At 40.7% G+C, this 18,721-nt stretch carries 20 protein-coding genes; all 20 read left to right on the top strand.

Annotated elements, in window-relative coordinates; all coding sequences use genetic code 11:
* Positions 1-4 precede the first annotated feature (4 nt).
* The 20 genes from leuC (at position 5) to QMN06_RS06465 (ending at position 18,702) form a co-directional block, all read left to right on the top strand.
* Complete coding sequence (gene leuC / locus QMN06_RS06560) at positions 5-1,414, top strand: 3-isopropylmalate dehydratase large subunit (RefSeq protein WP_281969337.1); 1,410 nt, start codon at positions 5-7, stop codon at positions 1,412-1,414.
* A gap of 22 nt (positions 1,415-1,436) precedes the next feature.
* A complete protein-coding gene (locus tag QMN06_RS06555; protein ID WP_281969336.1) occupies positions 1,437-1,631 on the top strand; it encodes an entericidin A/B family lipoprotein in 195 nt (64 codons plus the stop codon).
* 9 nt (positions 1,632-1,640) lie between these two features.
* Positions 1,641-2,288 carry a 3-isopropylmalate dehydratase small subunit gene (gene leuD, locus QMN06_RS06550; protein ID WP_281969335.1) on the top strand — a complete coding sequence of 216 codons (648 nt, stop codon included), beginning with the start codon at positions 1,641-1,643 and terminating at the stop codon, positions 2,286-2,288.
* Between the two features lie 13 nt (positions 2,289-2,301).
* Positions 2,302-3,372 (top strand): 3-isopropylmalate dehydrogenase, encoded by a 1,071-nt coding sequence (leuB, locus tag QMN06_RS06545; RefSeq protein ID WP_281969334.1) that lies wholly within the window; start codon positions 2,302-2,304, stop codon positions 3,370-3,372.
* Between the two features lie 79 nt (positions 3,373-3,451).
* The gene (asd, locus tag QMN06_RS06540) at positions 3,452-4,603 is read left to right on the top strand and encodes an aspartate-semialdehyde dehydrogenase (RefSeq protein WP_281969333.1); all 1,152 of its coding nucleotides are present in this window, start codon (positions 3,452-3,454) and stop codon (positions 4,601-4,603) included.
* On the top strand, positions 4,603-6,192 hold the full coding sequence (locus QMN06_RS06535; protein ID WP_281969332.1) for a FimV/HubP family polar landmark protein: 1,590 nt from the start codon (positions 4,603-4,605) through the stop codon (positions 6,190-6,192). Before asd ends, QMN06_RS06535 begins: the two co-directional genes overlap by 1 nt.
* Positions 6,189-7,064 (top strand): tRNA pseudouridine(38-40) synthase TruA, encoded by an 876-nt coding sequence (gene truA, locus QMN06_RS06530; protein ID WP_281969331.1) that lies wholly within the window; start codon positions 6,189-6,191, stop codon positions 7,062-7,064. Before QMN06_RS06535 ends, truA begins: the two co-directional genes overlap by 4 nt.
* A 19-nt stretch (positions 7,065-7,083) precedes the next feature.
* The gene (locus QMN06_RS06525; RefSeq protein WP_281969330.1) at positions 7,084-7,755 is read left to right on the top strand and encodes a phosphoribosylanthranilate isomerase; all 672 of its coding nucleotides are present in this window, start codon (positions 7,084-7,086) and stop codon (positions 7,753-7,755) included.
* A gap of 17 nt (positions 7,756-7,772) precedes the next feature.
* On the top strand, positions 7,773-8,975 hold the full coding sequence (gene trpB / locus QMN06_RS06520; RefSeq protein ID WP_281969329.1) for a tryptophan synthase subunit beta: 1,203 nt from the start codon (positions 7,773-7,775) through the stop codon (positions 8,973-8,975).
* A gap of 13 nt (positions 8,976-8,988) precedes the next feature.
* On the top strand, positions 8,989-9,789 hold the full coding sequence (trpA, locus tag QMN06_RS06515) for a tryptophan synthase subunit alpha (protein WP_281969328.1): 801 nt from the start codon (positions 8,989-8,991) through the stop codon (positions 9,787-9,789).
* A 36-nt stretch (positions 9,790-9,825) separates the two neighbouring features.
* Positions 9,826-10,698 carry an acetyl-CoA carboxylase, carboxyltransferase subunit beta gene (accD, locus tag QMN06_RS06510; RefSeq protein ID WP_281969327.1) on the top strand — a complete coding sequence of 291 codons (873 nt, stop codon included), beginning with the start codon at positions 9,826-9,828 and terminating at the stop codon, positions 10,696-10,698.
* 7 nt (positions 10,699-10,705) lie between these two features.
* Positions 10,706-12,019, top strand: coding sequence for a bifunctional tetrahydrofolate synthase/dihydrofolate synthase (gene folC / locus QMN06_RS06505; RefSeq protein ID WP_281969326.1), 1,314 nt, complete (start codon positions 10,706-10,708; stop codon positions 12,017-12,019).
* Positions 12,020-12,048: 29 nt separating this feature from the next.
* Positions 12,049-12,750: an SPOR domain-containing protein gene (locus QMN06_RS06500; protein ID WP_281969325.1), complete on the top strand. Its 702-nt coding sequence runs from the start codon at positions 12,049-12,051 to the stop codon at positions 12,748-12,750.
* A complete protein-coding gene (locus tag QMN06_RS06495) occupies positions 12,747-13,280 on the top strand; it encodes a CvpA family protein (RefSeq protein ID WP_281969324.1) in 534 nt (177 codons plus the stop codon). The genes QMN06_RS06500 and QMN06_RS06495 overlap by 4 nt, the downstream gene beginning before the upstream one ends.
* Positions 13,281-13,297: 17 nt before the next feature.
* Positions 13,298-14,839 carry an amidophosphoribosyltransferase gene (purF, locus tag QMN06_RS06490; RefSeq protein WP_281969323.1) on the top strand — a complete coding sequence of 514 codons (1,542 nt, stop codon included), beginning with the start codon at positions 13,298-13,300 and terminating at the stop codon, positions 14,837-14,839.
* A 12-nt stretch (positions 14,840-14,851) separates the two neighbouring features.
* On the top strand, positions 14,852-16,057 hold the full coding sequence (locus QMN06_RS06485; protein WP_281969322.1) for an O-succinylhomoserine sulfhydrylase: 1,206 nt from the start codon (positions 14,852-14,854) through the stop codon (positions 16,055-16,057).
* 3 nt (positions 16,058-16,060) lie between these two features.
* On the top strand, positions 16,061-16,405 hold the full coding sequence (locus tag QMN06_RS06480) for a TIGR01244 family sulfur transferase (RefSeq protein ID WP_281969321.1): 345 nt from the start codon (positions 16,061-16,063) through the stop codon (positions 16,403-16,405).
* Positions 16,405-16,899 carry a hypothetical protein gene (locus tag QMN06_RS06475; protein ID WP_281969320.1) on the top strand — a complete coding sequence of 165 codons (495 nt, stop codon included), beginning with the start codon at positions 16,405-16,407 and terminating at the stop codon, positions 16,897-16,899. Before QMN06_RS06480 ends, QMN06_RS06475 begins: the two co-directional genes overlap by 1 nt.
* Positions 16,900-16,901: 2 nt before the next feature.
* A complete protein-coding gene (gene radA / locus QMN06_RS06470; RefSeq protein WP_281969319.1) occupies positions 16,902-18,263 on the top strand; it encodes a DNA repair protein RadA in 1,362 nt (453 codons plus the stop codon).
* 1 nt (position 18,264) lies between these two features.
* A complete protein-coding gene (locus QMN06_RS06465) occupies positions 18,265-18,702 on the top strand; it encodes a thioesterase family protein (RefSeq protein ID WP_281969318.1) in 438 nt (145 codons plus the stop codon).
* Positions 18,703-18,721: the final 19 nt, after the last annotated feature.

The raw sequence follows: 18,721 nt of genomic DNA, 5'->3' as shown, positions 1-18,721 counted from the left end.
TTGCATGGCACGTACCTTATATGACAAACTTTGGGACGACCATGTGGTCTATGCAGAAGAAGACGGTACCTCAGTCTTGTACATTGACCGTCATCTTTTGCATGAAGTAACCAGTCCTCAGGCTTTTGAAGGTTTATCGCTGGCTAAACGTCCTTTATGGCGTAATTCTGCGAACTTAGCTGTTTCAGACCATAACGTTCCGACTACCGATCGCTCTGAAGGAATTACTGATCCTATCTCAAAATTACAAGTAGATACCTTAGATACCAATTGCGATCGATTGGGTATTACTCAATATAAGATGCATGACTTGCGTCAAGGAATTGTGCATGTCATTGGTCCTGAGCAAGGGGCTACATTACCCGGCATGACGATTGTTTGCGGTGATTCTCACACAAGTACTCACGGCGCCTTTGGGGCCCTGGCTTTTGGAATTGGGACTTCAGAAGTAGAGCATGTTTTAGCTACCCAGACCTTGCTCATGAAAAAAAGTAAAAACATGTTAGTTCGTGTTGACGGTAAGCTCCCATCGGGTTGCACGGCGAAAGACATCGTACTTGCAATTATTGGAAAGATTGGAACTGCTGGTGGAACTGGTCATACCATCGAGTTTGCTGGTGAAGCAATTCAACAGTTATCGATCGAAGGGCGTATGACGGTTTGTAATATGGCTATTGAAGCAGGGGCAAGGTCAGGTTTGATTGCTGTTGATGAAAAAACCATTGAGTATGTACAAAATCGTCCCTATGCACCAACAGGCCAAGCTTGGAGTTTAGCAATACAGTATTGGCGTGGACTACATTCAGATCCAGATGCTGTATTTGATCAAGTTGTTCAGTTACGTGCCGAAGACGTCAAACCACAGGTTACTTGGGGAACTTCCCCAGAGATGGTTTTATCGATTGAAGATCGTATTCCAGACCCTGAAAAAGAGAAAGATTCTAACAAGCGGTCTGCGATTGAGCATGCCCTGATTTATATGGGTTTATCACCTAATACGCCTATCGATTCCATCATGATTGATAAAGTATTTATCGGCTCTTGTACGAATAGTCGTATTGAAGATATGCGTGCTGCGGCGAAAGTTGTGGAGCGCTTAGGTAAAAAAGTTGCACCAAATGTGAAGTTGGCACTGGTTGTGCCTGGTTCTGGTTTGGTTAAAGCGCAGGCTGAAAAAGAAGGTTTAGATAAGCTCTTTATTGCGGCAGGATTTGAGTGGCGTGAACCTGGATGTTCTATGTGCCTCGCCATGAATGCTGATCGTCTAGAACCTCAAGAACGTTGTGCGTCAACATCTAATCGTAATTTTGAAGGACGCCAAGGCGCTGGAGGCCGAACCCATTTAGTCAGTCCTGCAATGGCAGCTGCTGCCGCGATTGAAGGTCATTTTGTAGATGTGCGTAAAATTGCATAATTACTCATAAAAAGGTTGATTGATGAAATTTCTTCAAGTTGCTTTAATTTTAGCTATTCCCCATTTTTTAATAGCTTGTTCCACAGTAGAAGGAATGGGCCGTGATTTACAAAGTTTAGGTAAGTCGATTGAAAAAACGGCAGGGCCATCTGTAAAGCCTGAAGAATCTAAGCCTATTGAACAGCCATCTGGTGCTGTTGTAACCCCTATTAAATAGACAACTATTATGCAAGCTTTTAATCTACATCAAGGTTTAGTTGTGCCCTTGGATCGTGAAAATGTCGATACCGATGCGATCATTCCTAAGCAGTTTTTAAAGTCAATTGCCAGAACTGGTTTTGGGCAAAATCTCTTTGATGCTTGGCGTTATTTAGATGCAGGCGAGCCAGGAGTTGATTGCTCCAAGCGTCCTCTTAATCCGGATTTTGTTTTAAACCAACCGCAGTACAAAGGCGGAAGTATCTTACTTGCGAGAAAGAATTTTGGTTGTGGAAGTTCTCGCGAGCATGCCCCATGGGCTCTTGTGCAGTATGGTTTTAGAGCGGTTATCGCGCCAAGTTTTGCAGATATTTTTATGAATAACTGCTACAAAAATGGTTTATTACCAATTATTCTGACGAATACACAAGTGGATCATTTATTCAATGAGACATTTTCTTTTAATGGTTATCAAGTAACCATTGACCTAGAAAAGCAGATTGTGATTGCTGCAGATGGTAGTTCTTATGATTTTGATATCACACCATTTCGCAAGTACTGCCTAATCAATGGATTAGATGATATTGGTTTGACCTTACGTCATTCCGATAAAATTAAGAATTTCGAATCACAGCGTTTATTAAAAATGCCTTGGTTGGATACGAAGCTACCTTAAGTTTGGAATAATTATGAAAATTGCAGTTTTACCTGGGGACGGTATTGGTCCAGAAATCATTGCACAAGCAAGATTGGTGTTAGATGCATTAGGCGAGTCCTTTGAAATTGAAGAGGCTCCTGTAGGTGGAGCTGGTTATGAGGCTGAAGGTCATCCTTTACCAGATAAAACATTAGCCTTAGCCAAAGAAGCTGACGCCATCTTATTTGGTTCAGTTGGTGACTTTAAATACGACAATTTACCTAGAGAGTTACGTCCGGAGCAGGCTATCTTGGGGTTACGTAAACATTTAGCTTTATTTGCGAATTTAAGACCGGCTATTTGCTATCCGGAGTTAACGGCAGCTTCATCGTTAAAGCCAGAAATCGTTTCAGGTTTAGATATTTTGATTGTGCGTGAACTCAATGGTGATGTCTATTTTGGTTCACCTAAAGGTATTCGCACGGCAACAGATGGCCTTTTTCCTGGTGCACGCGAGGGCTTTGATACGATGCGCTATAGTGAGCCTGAGGTTCGTAGGATTGGGCAAGTAGCGTTTGCTGCTGCTAGAAAAAGAAATAAAAAAATCTGTAGTGTTGATAAATCAAACGTCTTAGAAACATCACAACTTTGGCGTGATGTCATGATTGACCTAGGTAAATCATATCCAGATGTTGAACTTACGCATATGTATGTTGATAATGCGGCAATGCAGTTAGTTAAAGCGCCAAAAGCTTTTGATGTGGTAGTTACAGGAAATTTATTTGGCGACATTTTGTCGGATGAGGCAGCGATGCTCACAGGTTCGATTGGTATGTTGCCATCAGCATCACTTGATGTTAACAATAAAGGCTTATACGAACCTAGTCATGGTTCAGCTCCCGATATTGCTGGTAAAGGAATTGCAAACCCACTTGCAACGATTTTATCTGCCGCAATGATGTTGAGATATTCACTTGGTAAAGAGGATCAGGCTATCCGAATTGAAAAAGCCGTGCAACAAGTTCTTGCCAAAGGATATCGAACTGCTGATATTTACACCACTGGTACACAGAAGGTCGGTACCGTTGAAATGGGTCAAGCGGTATTATCAGCACTCGTTTAAATTGAGGTAAATTTCCCAACAGGGCTCAGAAGTAATAAAATGGAGCCCAGTTCATTTTATTTTTAGATAAGGTTGAGTAATGGCACTTCCTGTAGTGGGTTTGGTAGGTTGGCGAGGTATGGTTGGCAGTGTCCTCATGGAAAGGATGTTGGCAGAGAACGACTTTCAGTTGATTGAACCTATATTTTTTAGTACTAGTAATCCTGGAGCAAAGGTACCTTTATTTGCGGGTCAGGCCTTAACTAAAAATGAAGCATTCTTGCAGGATGCAAATGACATCCACGCATTAAGAAAATGTGATTACATCATCTCTACACAAGGCGGAGATTACACCAAAGCTATTTTTGAGCCCTTAAGAGCTAGTGGTTGGAAAGGGCATTGGATTGACGCGGCAAGTAGTTTGAGAATGAATCCGGAAGCTGTTATTGTGCTTGATCCTGTGAACCGTCATGTGATTGATCAAGCATTCTCAAATGGAAATCTAAACTGGATCGGTGGTAACTGCACGGTTAGTCTGATGTTATTAGGTTTACATGGACTATTCAAGGCGGGACTCGTTGAATGGATGAGTGCAATGACATATCAAGCCGCTTCTGGCGCTGGTGCCCAGAATATGCGTGAGTTATTGCAACAAATGGGCTATTTATACAATAGCGTGCAAGCTGACCTTGCTAACCCCAGTTCTGCCATATTGGATATTGATCGCCAAGTGACGAAATCACTTCAAAGTGGTGATTATCCCAAAAGCAATTTCAGAAATACGCCTTTAGCCGGAAGTTTAATTCCGTGGATTGATGTCCCTGTTGAAAATGGACAGACAAAGGAAGAGTGGAAGGGTGGCGCTGAATGCAATAAAATACTTGGCTTGCCACCATTTAGAGAAGCGGGAAGTATTCCGATTGATGGCATATGTGTCAGGGTTGGTGCAATGAGATGTCATTCTCAGGGATTGACTATTAAATTAAAAAAACATGTCCCCATGAGCGATTTAGAACAATTGATTACCAATGCAAATGAGTGGGTCAAGTTTGTACCGAATGATCGTGAAATGACCGAGAAATATCTAACGCCTGCTGCGATTACTGGAACATTGCAGATACCTGTTGGCCGTATGCATCAGTTAGCGATGGGGCAAGATTATATTGGGGCCTTTACCGTTGGTGATCAATTATTATGGGGGGCAGCAGAACCTCTCAGAAGAATCTTACGTATCTTATTGGAATCGAAGTAATGAAAATAAGACTTCATACAAAATATCTTTTTTTGCTTTGGAGTCTCTTTTTCTGTCAAGTTTCATTTGCTTTGTCTTTAGGGGCATTAAGTACACAATCTTCTCAAGATGAACCATTAGAATCTAAAATTTTTATTCTGATGAGTACCAAGGAGTCTAAGACTCTTGGTGCATTTGAAGCTCGCTTAGCAGACCAAAGTCTCTATGAAAAATTTGGAATACAAAAACCAAATGATGAATTTACGCCAAGTGTATCTATTCAAAAAGATAAAGCGGGTAAGCCTATCGCCATCGTTCTCAAATTTTCTAAAAAAAGTGTTGAACTAGAAAAAGCCTTTAATGATGCAGTGATTGAACTCATTTGGTCTTCTGGAAAAATTACCCGTGTCTATACCATTCTTAACACTCAGTCTAAAGAGATTCAAGTTCAAGCGGGTGATAGCCTCGTGAATATAGCGAGTCAGATAGCCCCCCAATTAAGTGGTGTTGAGTTCAATCAAGTGCTGGTTGCACTCTATCGATTGAATCCTAAAGCATTTTATGCAGGTAACATCAATCGCTTAAAGCAGGGTGAGAAATTAATCGTACCTTCAGAAACTATGGCAGCTTCAATTCCGGAACAAGAGGCTCGAGAGTTTGCTACCTCAGCAGCTAAAAATTACCGTGAACGTCAATTGAACAAACCTTCCGAGGATAGTTTAAAAAATAATAACCGCACCTATCAACAAGCTCAACTTAAAGAGGGTTTTAAAGATCGTTTAAAGATTGGATCCTCTCAAACTGACTCAGAACAGGCGATTACTCAAGCCAAATTAAATGAAGACATGATTGCCCAACAAAAAATGTTGGAAGAGGCGCAAGTCCGCATTGCCGAGTTAGAGCGAAATATTGCCGATTTAAAAGAAATCAATGCGAAAAAAACGACAACCTCAGTTCTGAGCAAGCCCATTGATTTTGAACAATACGGAACCATTGTGGGTATTCTTGCTTTAACAGGAATATTTTTATTTGGTATATTACGTAAATCTTCTCCCTATCAAGTTGTACCAGTAAGTGCTTCAAAGTCAACATTTGAGGAACCGGTAGTCCCAACTTTTACCATTCCACAAATGACTCCAGTGATGAAGGCAAATCCTGATGATGAAGATCAAGAGGATGACTCTGAGGTGGTGATTAGTCAGGCCGCTATAAATGCCGTGAATCATGAAGTTCCCAAGCATGTTAAAGAGTTGTTTTCAAGTATTGATTTGAGCTTACCTTCTGACCCAGTCAAACAAGAAGTAACCATTAGCCCTGTAGTTGAAAACCAATCAGTTCCCAATGCTTCGGCAGCTATTACAACAACGCCAAGTGGATATTCACTAGACCTCGGTGTGAATGCTAATCCTGGTTCTAGCTCATCTGCGGTTTCCAAGTTATTGCTTAATTCAGATGAGCAGAAAGTAAGATTAAACCTTGCACGTTCGTATATCAAAATTAAAGATTTTGAGACAGCTAGAATTTTATTGACTGATCTTGTTGAGCTTGGTGACAATGCTGATCAAGAGGTTTATGCCCAGGCCTCAGAGATACTTGTGGAAATTTCGTGATTTTTCAAGCACCATCAGGGAACAGTAACGAATTAAGACGAATTGCCATTGGGATCCAATATGATGGTTCTCCATATTGTGGTTGGCAAAGTCAAGTTCAACAAGCGACCATACAAGACCATATTGAATCTGCAATTAGTCACTTCATTGGTGGATTTAAAGAGCCAATTATTCGCTTAACCGCTGCCGGAAGAACAGACACTGGAGTTCATGCACTGGGTCAAGTAGCACATTTTGATACAGTAGTTGAACGACCAGATTGGTCATGGGTTAGGGGTTTAAATAGTTTTTTACCGCCATCGATTTCTATCCAATGGGCAAAAGAAGTACCATTCGAATTTGATGCTAGATTTAGTGCTTATGAGCGATCCTACGCCTATTATTTAATTACTTCACCAGTTAAAACACCCCTGTTACACCGAAAGGCTGGTTTTCATATGTTGCCGTCGAATAAGTCCTTGCGCGTTGATGACATGCGTCAAGCGGTGACTTATTTACTTGGTGAGCATGACTTTTCTTGTTTTAGATCATCTGAGTGTCAAAGTAAAACCCCCGTGAAAAATTTATATCAAATCGATATTATTGAAGAAGGGGTGAAAGTGTTCTTTTTTTTCAGAGCGAATGCTTTTTTACATCATATGATTCGTAATATTATGGGAAGTTTGTTGCACGTTGGTCTTGGCAAAGAATCAGCGGACTGGTTTGGTGAACTTCTATTAAAAAAAGATCGATCGAACGCTGCGCCCACGTTTTCCGCGGATGGGTTATATTTAGCTCAGGTAGGCTATCCTAATCAATTTGAAATACCATTACCTCATTTTGATTTAAGTGTTATTCCCTCAGCATATTTACACACAGCGTTTCGTACTTAGGCATAAGAAGGTATAAAGAATGAGTTTATTGAATTATGACCCGCTCCATACACGAATAAAAATTTGTGGTTTGAGTACCGAAATAGATATTCAAACAGCGATGAACTTAGGTGTAGATGCGCTCGGACTAGTTTTTTACCCCCCGAGTCCAAGATGTTTAAACATGAGCCAAGGAGCTAACTTATCACGTTTGCACGGTGGCACTATGCAAAACGTAGTTCTAGTAGTCGATGCAGATGATTTTCTAGTTCAAAGTATCAAAGATCATTGCAAAATCGATATATGGCAGTTTCATGGGAATGAAACTCCACAGCGTTGTTCTGAAATTTCAGGTGGTTTGCCTTGGTTAAAAGCAGCTAGGGTTGACGAAAAATTCCAACTTGACGAATTTTGCCTACAATATAGGGATGCGTCTGCATGGATATTAGATGCGGTTGTTGAAGGTTACGGTGGTGGTGGTAAAACATTTAATTGGGATTTAATACCGCAGGCATGGATAAAAGAAAACGCGCATCGGGTCGTTTTGAGTGGTGGATTGAAAATAAGCAATGTTGCTGAGGCAATTGCACATTTTCGGCCATTAGGAGTGGATGTATCGAGTGGGGTTGAGATTTCTAAAGGAATAAAGGACCCCGAATTAATGAAACAATTTGTAATGCAAGTCAGAAAGATGGATTCATCTTCTCACTAGCAAAAAAAGGATAGCTTATGTACGATTTTCCAGATACACGTGGACATTTTGGCCCTTACGGAGGAGTTTTTGTTTCGGAGACTCTCATGTTTGCCCTTGAGGAACTCAAGCAAATATATGCCAAATACCAACATGACCCTGAGTTTCTAGCAGAATTTCACAGTGAGTTAAAGCACTTTGTCGGTCGACCAAGTCCGATTTACCATGCAAAACGATGGAGTGAGCAGGTTGGTGGAGCACAGGTTTACTTTAAAAGGGAAGATTTAAACCATACTGGTGCGCATAAAATTAATAATGTGATTGGTCAGGCATTACTTGCTAAAAGAATGGGTAAGCCTCGAGTCATCGCTGAGACTGGCGCGGGTCAGCACGGTGTTGCTACAGCAACGATTTGTGCAAGATTTGGCTTAGAGTGTGTCATTTACATGGGAAGTGTTGATGTCGCGAGACAGGCGCAAAATATTTATCGCATGAAGTTGCTTGGTGCCACGGTAGTGCCTGTGGAGTCTGGCTCTAAAACACTGAAAGATGCTTTGAATGAAGCAATGCGTGATTGGGTTACGAATGTAGAAAATACCTTTTATATCATTGGTACCGTTGCAGGTCCGCATCCTTATCCTATGATGGTAAGAGATTTTCAAAGTGTGATTGGACTTGAATGTATTGAGCAAATGCCCGAGATGACAGGAGCACAACCAGACTATGTATTAGCATGCGTTGGTGGTGGATCCAATGCGATGGGTATTTTTTATCCTTATATTAACTATCCAGATGTGAAATTAATTGGTGTTGAAGCCGCTGGTTCTGGAATTGAGACTGGTATGCATGCTGCTGCGTTATGTGCAGGTACACCAGGGGTTTTACATGGCAATAGAACCTATTTGATTCAAAATGCGGATGGACAAATTATGGATACCCATTCAATCTCCGCAGGTCTGGATTATCCTGGAGTCGGTCCGGAGCATGCTTGGTTAAAAGATATCAATCGAGCAACCTACACAGCAGTTACAGATGCTGATGCACTTGCTGCGTTTCATACCTGTTGTGAGATTGAAGGGATTATTCCAGCTTTAGAAACCAGTCATGCAATTGCATATGCTTTTCAGTTAGCGAAAACACTGCCTAAAGATAAGACGATTCTTGTTAATCTGTCAGGCCGGGGTGATAAAGACATGCATACAGTCGCGCAAGCCGACAAAATTAAACTTTCACCAGCATAAGGTTGATTTATTTATGGGACGTATTGAAGTCGTATTTCAAGAACTTAAAACTGTTGGTAAAAAAGGTCTAATTCCCTTCGTCACTGCTGGAGATCCTGATTTATCAAGTACCTTACCAATTTTGCATGCTTTGGTAGAGTCTGGAGCTGACATTATTGAACTGGGTATCCCTTTCTCGGATCCAATGGCAGATGGTCCTGTAATTCAAAGAGCATCAGAAAGAGCGCTTGCTAGTGGCACGACTCTTCTCAAGTGCTTAAAAATCGTTCAAGAGTTTCGGTCGACCAATCAACAAACACCCATTGTATTAATGGGATATGCCAATCCAATTGAACATATGGGTATTGAAGTCTTTACCCAAAAAGCAAAAGAAGCGGGCGTTGATGGTGTGTTGGTGGTTGATTATCCACCTGAAGAATGTACTGAATTTGCAAGTATCTTAAAAAATGCAGGTTTAAGTCCTATATTTTTATTAGCACCGACATCATCACAAGAGCGTATTAATCATGTTTCACAAGCCTCAAGTGGCTATATTTATTATGTATCCTTAAAAGGTGTTACTGGAGCAAGTAACGTTAATATTGCCGAAGTTGCCACCATCACAGATCAGATACGAGCGCAAACCACGACCCCACTTGCTATTGGTTTTGGGATTCGAGATGCAGAGTCGGCGAAAAAACTCAGTCAAAGTGCAGATGCAGTCATTATTGGTAGTAAATTAGTACAGTTATTAGAGGAGTCATCGGCTGATACAAGGTTACAATCTCTAAAAAGCTTTATTCGTGACATTCGTGCAGCCTTAGATAGTCAATAAAGTAGAGCATTTTGATAAGATAACTAGAGGAATGATATGAGTTGGATTGATAAATTATTACCTCCGCAAATACAGCAAACTGACCCTAGTTTACGTAAATCTGTACCTGAAGGCTTATGGGTTAAATGCGTATCTTGTGAAGCAGTTTTATATCGGACTGATGTTGAAGCCAACCAGTACGTATGTTCAAAATGTGATCATCATATGCGTATTCGCGCAAGACAGCGCTTGGATTATTTATTGGACAAAGAAGGGCGTTATGAAATTGGCCAAGAAATTGTCCCGATAGATCCTCTCAAGTTTAAGGATACAAAAAAATACACAGATCGCTTACAAGAAGCCATGGATAGTACCGGTGAAACCGATGCGATGGTAGTCTTCGGTGGATCGATTCATACACTTCCCGTAGTGATTGCTTGTTTTGAATTTGAGTTTATGGGTGGTTCGATGGGATCAGTTGTTGGCGAGCGTTTTACAAGAGGTGCGCAAACCGCCTTAGATCAAAAAGTTCCCTTCATCTGTATTAGTGCTACAGGTGGTGCGCGCATGCAAGAAAGCCTATTATCCTTGATGCAAATGGCTAAAACAAACTCCATGTTGACCAAACTAGCAAAAGCGAAGTTACCTTACATTAGTGTTTTAACAGACCCGACTATGGGTGGAATTTCTGCAAGTTTTGCTTTTATGGGCGATATTGTTATTGCAGAACCAAAGGCTTTAATTGGTTTTGCTGGTCCAAGAGTGATTGAACAAACTGTCAGGGAGAAGTTGCCAGAAGGATTTCAGAGATCTGAGTTTTTAATGCAAAAAGGGGGCATCGATATGATTGTGGATCGTCGTCAAATGAGAACTGAAATTGCTAAATTATTAGCCTTGTTACAAAAGCAGCCGACTGACTCAATCGCTTAATATTCTTGTGTTTTCTAAAGATCCTCATTATTTTTCAGATTTACCAAGCTGGTTAGCTTTTTTAGAGACTGCTCACCCCGTTGGTATTGATATGGGCCTGACCCGTATCAAAAAAGTACAAGACGCCCTGGATGTAAAGTTTCAGTGCCCTGTCATCACAGTTGCTGGCACGAATGGCAAGGGTTCGATTTGTGCTTTTTTAGAGTCTATCTATTCAGAGGCTGGATACCGAGTTGCATGCCATACATCACCTCATTTTTTGGACTTTACAGAACGAGCGCGGATTGATCGTCAGAGTGTTTCTGAAGAGCGATTATTAGAGCATTTTTATGCGGTAGAGAAAGCGCGGTCCTCACTTGATGAATTAGTAAGCCTGACTTATTTTGAATTTACTACCTTAGCTATCCTGCATTTATTCGCTTCTATGGATGTAGATGTTGTGATTTTAGAAGTTGGGCTCGGAGGTAGGCTGGATGCCGTGAACATCATCGATGCTGATTGCGCAATTATCGCTAGTATTGATCTTGATCATACGGCATTGTTGGGTAATACACGTGAGTTAATCGCCGTTGAAAAAGCGGGCATCATGAGGCCTGGAAAAATTGCCATCTGTGCAGATCCATTGCCACCTTCCACCTTAGTTGAATATGCAGATCAATTAGGCGTTGATTTATGGCTACATGGAAAGGATTTTAATGTTTCAGGAGATCAACAGCAGTGGGGGTGGTCAGGAAGAACCCGGCGAGTGAATGGCTTGGCATATCCTGCCCTAAGGGGTGCTAATCAATTAATTAATGCAGCCGCGGTAATTGCTGCATTAATGAGTTTAAGAGAGGTATTACCAGTTGGCGTTCAGGCAATCCGAAATGGCTTTGCCATGGTCGATTTGCCGGGAAGGTTTCAAGTACTGGCAGGACAACCCACTGTTGTCCTTGACGTGGCTCATAATCCACATGCAAGTAGTGCATTAGCAGCTAGTTTAGATAAGATGGGGTATTTTCCATTTACGCATGCAATTTTTGGTGTCATGTCAGATAAAGACATAGAGGGCGTTATTCGACCCATGTTGGGAGTTGTGGACTATTGGCATTGCGTCAATCTACCCACTCCAAGAGCGGCAAGTGCTTCAAAAATTGAAGAGACTTTAGAAAGTCTAGGAGTAAAAAACACAAATGAATCTGGCATTACAACTTATGTAACTGTAGCAGAAGCATATCAAAAAACCTCCGAACTGATTGGTCAAAATGATAGAATGGTGGTATTCGGGTCTTTCTTAACAGTAAGTGCAGTGATGGCTTTACAGAAATTGCAAAAACATTGAAATTCCTCTACAAGTGCAGATAAAGATTAATGATTTCATTTTTTAAATTCAAAAATAACAAAAATTCAGAAGATAGTTCTGTTCGTACTGAACCAAGTATTAAATCTCGTCGCCAGATTCTTGATGATGATGATCAAGAATCGATGTCAGAAAATCCAGAAGTTCAAAGAGCTAGACATCGACTTTTGGGTGCAGTTTTTTTACTGTTAGTTGCAATTATTGGATTGCCAAGAATATTTGATGCTGAACCCAAAAAAATTAAAAATGATGTTGTAATTAAAGTTGTTGGTTCTGTTGGCGATTCTGTCAGTAACAATGAAGAAAAAAAACCAACTGATAACACAATAGCTTCCTCTTCAGAGGAGAAAGTTGCTGTTGCTAATAACGTGCAAATACAAGAAACAAAACCTGCCCCAAATAATGCGTCTGAAAATAATGAAGTTGTTATTTCTGAGTCTGCACCAAAAGACGCAGATAAACCCAAGGCGAAATTTTATATTCAAGTTGCCACGTTCTCCTCAAATGAACGCGTTAAGAAAATGTCAGCTAAGTTAAAAGAATTAAAACTATCTTCCTATGTTATTGAGAGAAAAAAAGAGGCCGAGGGTACGACTTTATATCTTCTGCGGTCAGGCCCATATACCAGCAGAGAAGATGCTCAAGCCGCAGTTAAAAAGATGGCTGAGCTTGAAGTAACACCCAAAATCATTGAAATGAAAACTCCTCAATGATGAATACCTTTGCCTTCACAACCATTGATTTTATTGTTATAGGGATTATTGCTTTTTCAGCAATATTAGGTTTGGTACGTGGGTTTATTCGTGAAGCTTTTTCATTTGCTGGTTTTGCTGTAGCAATGTACGTTGCTTATCACTTTTCAGGCGTGATAGCGACAAAGTGGTTAACTTCAGTTCCCGGTGGAATCACAGGTCAACACGCTTTAGCATTTATTGGAGTTTTTGTAGCAATATTAATTTTGTCTAAAATTATTTCAAGTCTATTTAGCAGTTTAGTAAATAAGATTGGTTTATCTTTTTTTGACCGTTTACTGGGAGCCTTTTTTGGGGCGATTCGAGGTGGGCTTATTGTTGTCGTATTGTCCACTTTATTTGCTTTAACTGATATCCCTAAGAGTTCTGAATGGAAAGATGCTTTAACAAAACCCGGAATTGAAATGGCTGTTGGATTGATACGTAATTGGTTGCCAGAAGATTGGGCGAATCAATTAAAAAATGCCACTGATATTCGTCAAGTACCTTAATCTTCGAAAGTTATCATATGTGCGGAATTGTTGGGGTTATTGCTAATGAACCAGTCAATCAACTGATTTATGATGCCTTGCTACTGTTGCAACATCGTGGTCAAGATGCGGCAGGTATTGCAACGCATAACGGTTTTTCCTTTCATATGCACAAAGCGAATGGCTTAGTCAGGGACGTGTTCCGAACGCGTAATATGCGAGGTTTAGTAGGTAATTCAGGGATCGGTCAGGTTAGGTATCCTACTGCAGGTTCTGCGAGTAGTGAGGAAGAAGCCCAGCCTTTTTATGTGAATGCTCCTTTTGGTCTTGTTCTCGCTCATAATGGCAATTTAACGAATGCAGCTAAGTTGCGTGATGAAATGTTTCACCGTGATCGACGTCATATCAATACAAGTTCAGATACCGAGGTTTTATTAAATGTACTTGCCGATGAGATTCAACGATCGACGAATGGCATCATCATGGATGCTTCATCAGCTTTTCATGCCTTAGAAAGCGTCTATGAGCGTTTAGAGGGTTCTTTTGCTGTTGTGTCAATGATTGCAGGGCATGGATTACTGGCATTTCGTGATGCTCATGGAATACGTCCTTTATGTATTGGAAGGATGGATGTTGGGCAAGGTAAATCACAGTGGATGGTCAGTTCTGAGTCTGTTGCCATTGAGGGTATTGGCTATGAATTTGTAAGAGATGTGGCACCAGGAGAGGCCATCTTTGTGGATCTTGATGGTAATTTTGCTAGTCGACAAATTGTGGCAGATGCCTGTCTTAATCCCTGTGTATTTGAGTATGTATATTTAGCTCGACCTGACTCCTTCATGGACGGCATCTCTATTTTTGATGTGCGCATGAAAATGGGTGATTATTTAGCAAATAAAATCAGACAAGAAACCGATATCACAGATATTGATGTTGTAATGCCCATTCCAGACTCTAGCCGACCTGCAGCGATGCAGGTTGCTAAGTTATTAGGTATTGAATATCGAGAAGGTTTTTTTAAAAACCGCTATATCGGACGTACATTTATCATGCCAGGACAGGCTGTACGAAAAAAATCAGTCCGTCAAAAGTTAAATGCGATGCATGTTGAGTTTTTGAATAAATCCGTGCTAATCGTCGATGACTCGATTGTGAGGGGAACAACTTCATATGAAATTGTTCAAATGGCAAGAAGTGCTGGTGCAAGAAAAGTCATATTTGCTTCTGCCGCGCCACCCGTTTGTTTCCCAAATGTCTATGGGATTGATATGCCAACTCGTGGTGAGTTAGTGGCTTATGGAAGAACGGTAGAAGAAATCAATGAGTTAATTGGTTCTGATCAGCTCATTTATCAGAGCCTAGAAGATCTGAAACAGGCAATCCGTGATATCAATCCAATTATTAACGGTTTCGAGGCCTCATGCTTTGATGGCAATTACATTACTGGTAATATTACGAATTCCTATTTAGATGCTTTAGAAGCTTCACGCATGTCCCCAAATGATATGGAAGATCGTGGTTCTGAAGTAGGTGATTTTTCTCGTTCACAATTAAATTTACAGCTTACTGGGCTGGAATAGGAAGTCAAGATCATGTCAGATCAAAATAAATTGGAAGGTTTGCATCCTGATACCTTAGCGGTCCGTTCAGGGACAATGCGCTCCCAATTTAACGAGCATTCAGAGGCGATGTTCTTGACCTCTAGTTTTGTTTATGAGAATTCGCAAGTGGCAGCAGATCGATTTGCCAATGCGGAGACCGGATTCATTTATTCACGATTTACCAATCCCTCTGTTTCCATGTTTCAAGATCGTTTAGCCGCTCTTGAAGGTGCGCAGGCTTGTATTGCAACCGCATCTGGAATGGCGGCAATATTTGCCTTATCCCTAACAGTTCTGAAAGCAGGTGATCATATTATTTGTTCACGTGCAGTCTTTGGTTCAACCATACAAATGTTTAGCAATATTTTGTCTAAATTTGAAATAACGACAACTTACGTTGACCCTACCTCAGTTGAAGAATTTTCTGCAGCGATGCGTCCAAATACACGGATGGTTTATATTGAAAGCCCTTCAAACCCCTTAACTGAAATCGCTGATATAAGAGCTATTAGTGCCATTTGTAAAGCGGCAAATGCTCTATTTGTAGTCGATAATTGCTTTTGTACCCCGGTTTTACAAAAGCCATTAGAGTTAGGTGCTGATGTCATTATTCATTCTGCAACCAAATTTTTAGATGGTCAGGGTAGGGTTTTAGGAGGAGCTGTGCTTGGTTCTAAAGAGCTCATCTCAAAAATATTTGGATTTAATCGTATTACAGGTCCAACTTTATCTGCCTTTAATGCCTGGGTTCTATTGAAGGGACTTGAAACACTTTCATTAAGAGTTGAAAAGCAAAGTGATAATGCTCTTGAGATTGCTTCATGGTTAGAGTCATGTGAGATGGTTGAACGTGTTTATCATCCACAATTACCGTCGCATCCACAGCATGAATTAGCCATGCGTCAACAATCAAAGGGTGGTGCCATTGTTTCATTTGTGGTGAAGGGTGGTCGTGAAAATGCTTGGAAAGTCATCGACTCCACAAAACTGTGTTCAATTACCGCAAATTTAGGTGATACCAGAACGACCATTACACATCCAGCGACTACGACACATGGACGTATGCCTGTTGCAGATCGAGAAAAAGCGGGATTAGTAGAAGGTTTAATTAGACTGTCCATTGGCTTAGAGCATGTTAGTGACTTAAAAAATGACCTCTCACGAGGTTTAACTCTTATTACCTCATCGAAAGGATAAATCATGACCGTTGATATTACTACCCACAATCCAGAATTTTCTACGACTGGACAGATTAGTCCTGAACAGGTGAATGAAGTTGCTGCTATGGGCTTCAAAAGTGTGATCGATAATCGTCCAGATTTGGAGGGTGGCCATGAACAACCATTGCATACTGATATTGAAAAACAAGTGATTGCAAGTGGTATGCAGTTTGCATACTTGCCAGTCATTAGTGGCGCAATCACAGCAGATCAAGTTCATCAAATGGCTGAATTAATTGATTCTTTACCTAAGCCGATCCTTGCATTTTGTCGAAGTGGTGCTCGATCAACTAACTTGTATCATCTGGCAATGAGTCGTAGTTAATGCCAAATCATTCTTTATTTTTTGCGAGTTTTTTGCTGTTGCTTACTTTGCATTCGCAGGTACACGCAGGTGTTTCTCAAGATAAAGAATTGCAGCAAATTGATCTCATCCAAAATAATTTAAACACCCAGTTTGAATGGATTCAGTATCGCTATGATCAAGCTGTGTCTGAATGTTATGGTAAATTTTGGATGCAGCGGTGTATGGATAAAGCAAGAATAGTTTTTTTAAAAGAAAAAAAGATTGTTCGTGATCAAGAAATTGCTCTACACGATCGTCAACGCGTTGTGAATGAAATCATCAAAGACGAAAAAGATCAGCAGCGTATGGCAGAGTATCAAGACCCTCAGAAAGTAAAAGAGCGAGCTGAAAATAGGGCAAATTATGAAGAAAAACAGCGATTACGTGCTGAGCGCGAAGCTGAACTAGAGGAGCGACGCAAAGATGCTGATAAGCGTGCAAAAGAAAATCGTAAAACATCACCCCTTGATTAAACGTGTCTAAAGTTAAATCTCAGTACGTTTGTCAAAGTTGTGGGGCAAGCTTTCCTAAATGGAGTGGGCAGTGTGCAGCTTGTCAGGAGTGGAACACACTTGAAGAGTTTTTAGAGAAGTCATCGAATCAGCGCTTTATTGGATTAACTAAAACCGCACCCTCCCAAAAGTTATCTCAAATCACTCTTGAAGATTACGGTCGAATATCAACCTTAATCCCCGAATTTGATCGCGTATTGGGTGGCGGACTAGTCGATGCTGGGGTTGTTCTCATTGGTGGCGACCCTGGTATTGGTAAATCAACATTGCTGCTTCAGACACTGGCCAGTTTAAGCCAAGCTGGCGAGTCAGTGATGTATATCAGTGGCGAGGAATCCTCTGCTCAAATTGCTCTGCGCGCTCAAAGAATTGGGTCATTTGCCCCAGACTTAGATATTTACCCAGAAATTCTTTTAGAGAAAATCATACCCACATTAGAGGCTGTAAAGCCTCGAGTTGCAGTCATCGACTCCATCCAAACTATATATTCAGAAGCTTTAAGTTCAGCACCAGGATCAGTCGCACAAGTACGAGAGTGCGCATCGCAGTTAACTCGCCTTGCAAAATCTTCTGGTATATCGATACTTCTTGTTGGGCATGTCACCAAAGAAGGTAATATTGCAGGCCCTCGTGTTCTTGAGCATATTGTGGATACGGTACTTTATTTTGAAGGTGACCCTCAATCTTCATTCCGTTTAGTACGGGCTATAAAAAATCGTTTCGGCGCTGTTAATGAGCTTGGTGTATTTGCGATGACGGATAAAGGCCTCAAAGGCGTGAGTAATCCATCTGCTTTATTTTTGTCGCAAAGTAATGCTAGTGTTCCTGGAACCTGTGTGTTGGTAACCCAAGAGGGAACGCGACCTTTATTAGTTGAAATCCAAGCATTAGTAGATCAATCGCATGTACCTAATCCCAGAAGATTAGCCGTAGGATTAGAGCAAAATCGATTAGCGATGTTACTTGCAGTCATGCACCGTCATGCAGGAATCGCATGTTTTGATCAGGATGTGTTTTTAAATGCGGTAGGTGGGGTAAAAATTACTGAACCTGCAGCCGATCTTGCAGTGCTTCTAGCCATACAATCCTCCTTAAAGAATAAACCTTTACCGCGAGATTTAGTGGTATTTGGTGAGGTTGGTTTAGCCGGTGAAATTAGAGCTTGCCCCCGTGGTCAAGAGCGTTTAAAAGAAGCGGCAAAACTAGGATTTAAGAGAGCAATTATTCCTAAAGCTAACCTTCCTAAGCAATCTCAATTTGATAATATGGAGTTGATTAGTGTTGAAAGAATTGAGACCGCGCTTCAAATAGTGAGAGATTTGTAATATGCCTAGTATTCCTGAATATAAAAGGGATGATTTTCCGAAGTTGGTAACTATTTCTACTAGGTGGTCTGATAATGACATTTATTTACATGTCAATAATGTTATTTACTTCTCTTATTTTGATACTGCGGTTAATCAAAACCTTGTTGAAAATGGCGTATTAGAAATCGAAAACAGTGATGTCATTGGCCTAGTTGTGAATAATCAATGTCAATTTTTTGCATCAATTGCTTTTCCAGATGTGGTTTATGTTGGTGTTGCTGTCGAAAAAATTGGCAATTCGAGTGTTACTTATCGTTTGGGAATATATAAAAACCAAGAAAATACCTTATCAGCTTTGGGGTCTTTTACACATGTATATGTTGACCGACAATCGCATCGACCAGTTCCAATACCAGAAAAAACTAGAACTCTATTTAAGAGCATGGTAGTCGAATAAAAAAGGAAGCCTTAGCTTC

It is taken from the genome of Polynucleobacter sp. SHI8 (assembly GCF_027944005.1).
GTDB lineage: Bacteria > Pseudomonadota > Gammaproteobacteria > Burkholderiales > Burkholderiaceae > Polynucleobacter.
Note: the sequence above shows the minus strand (reverse complement) of the source record. Positions and strands in the feature narration are given on the sequence as shown.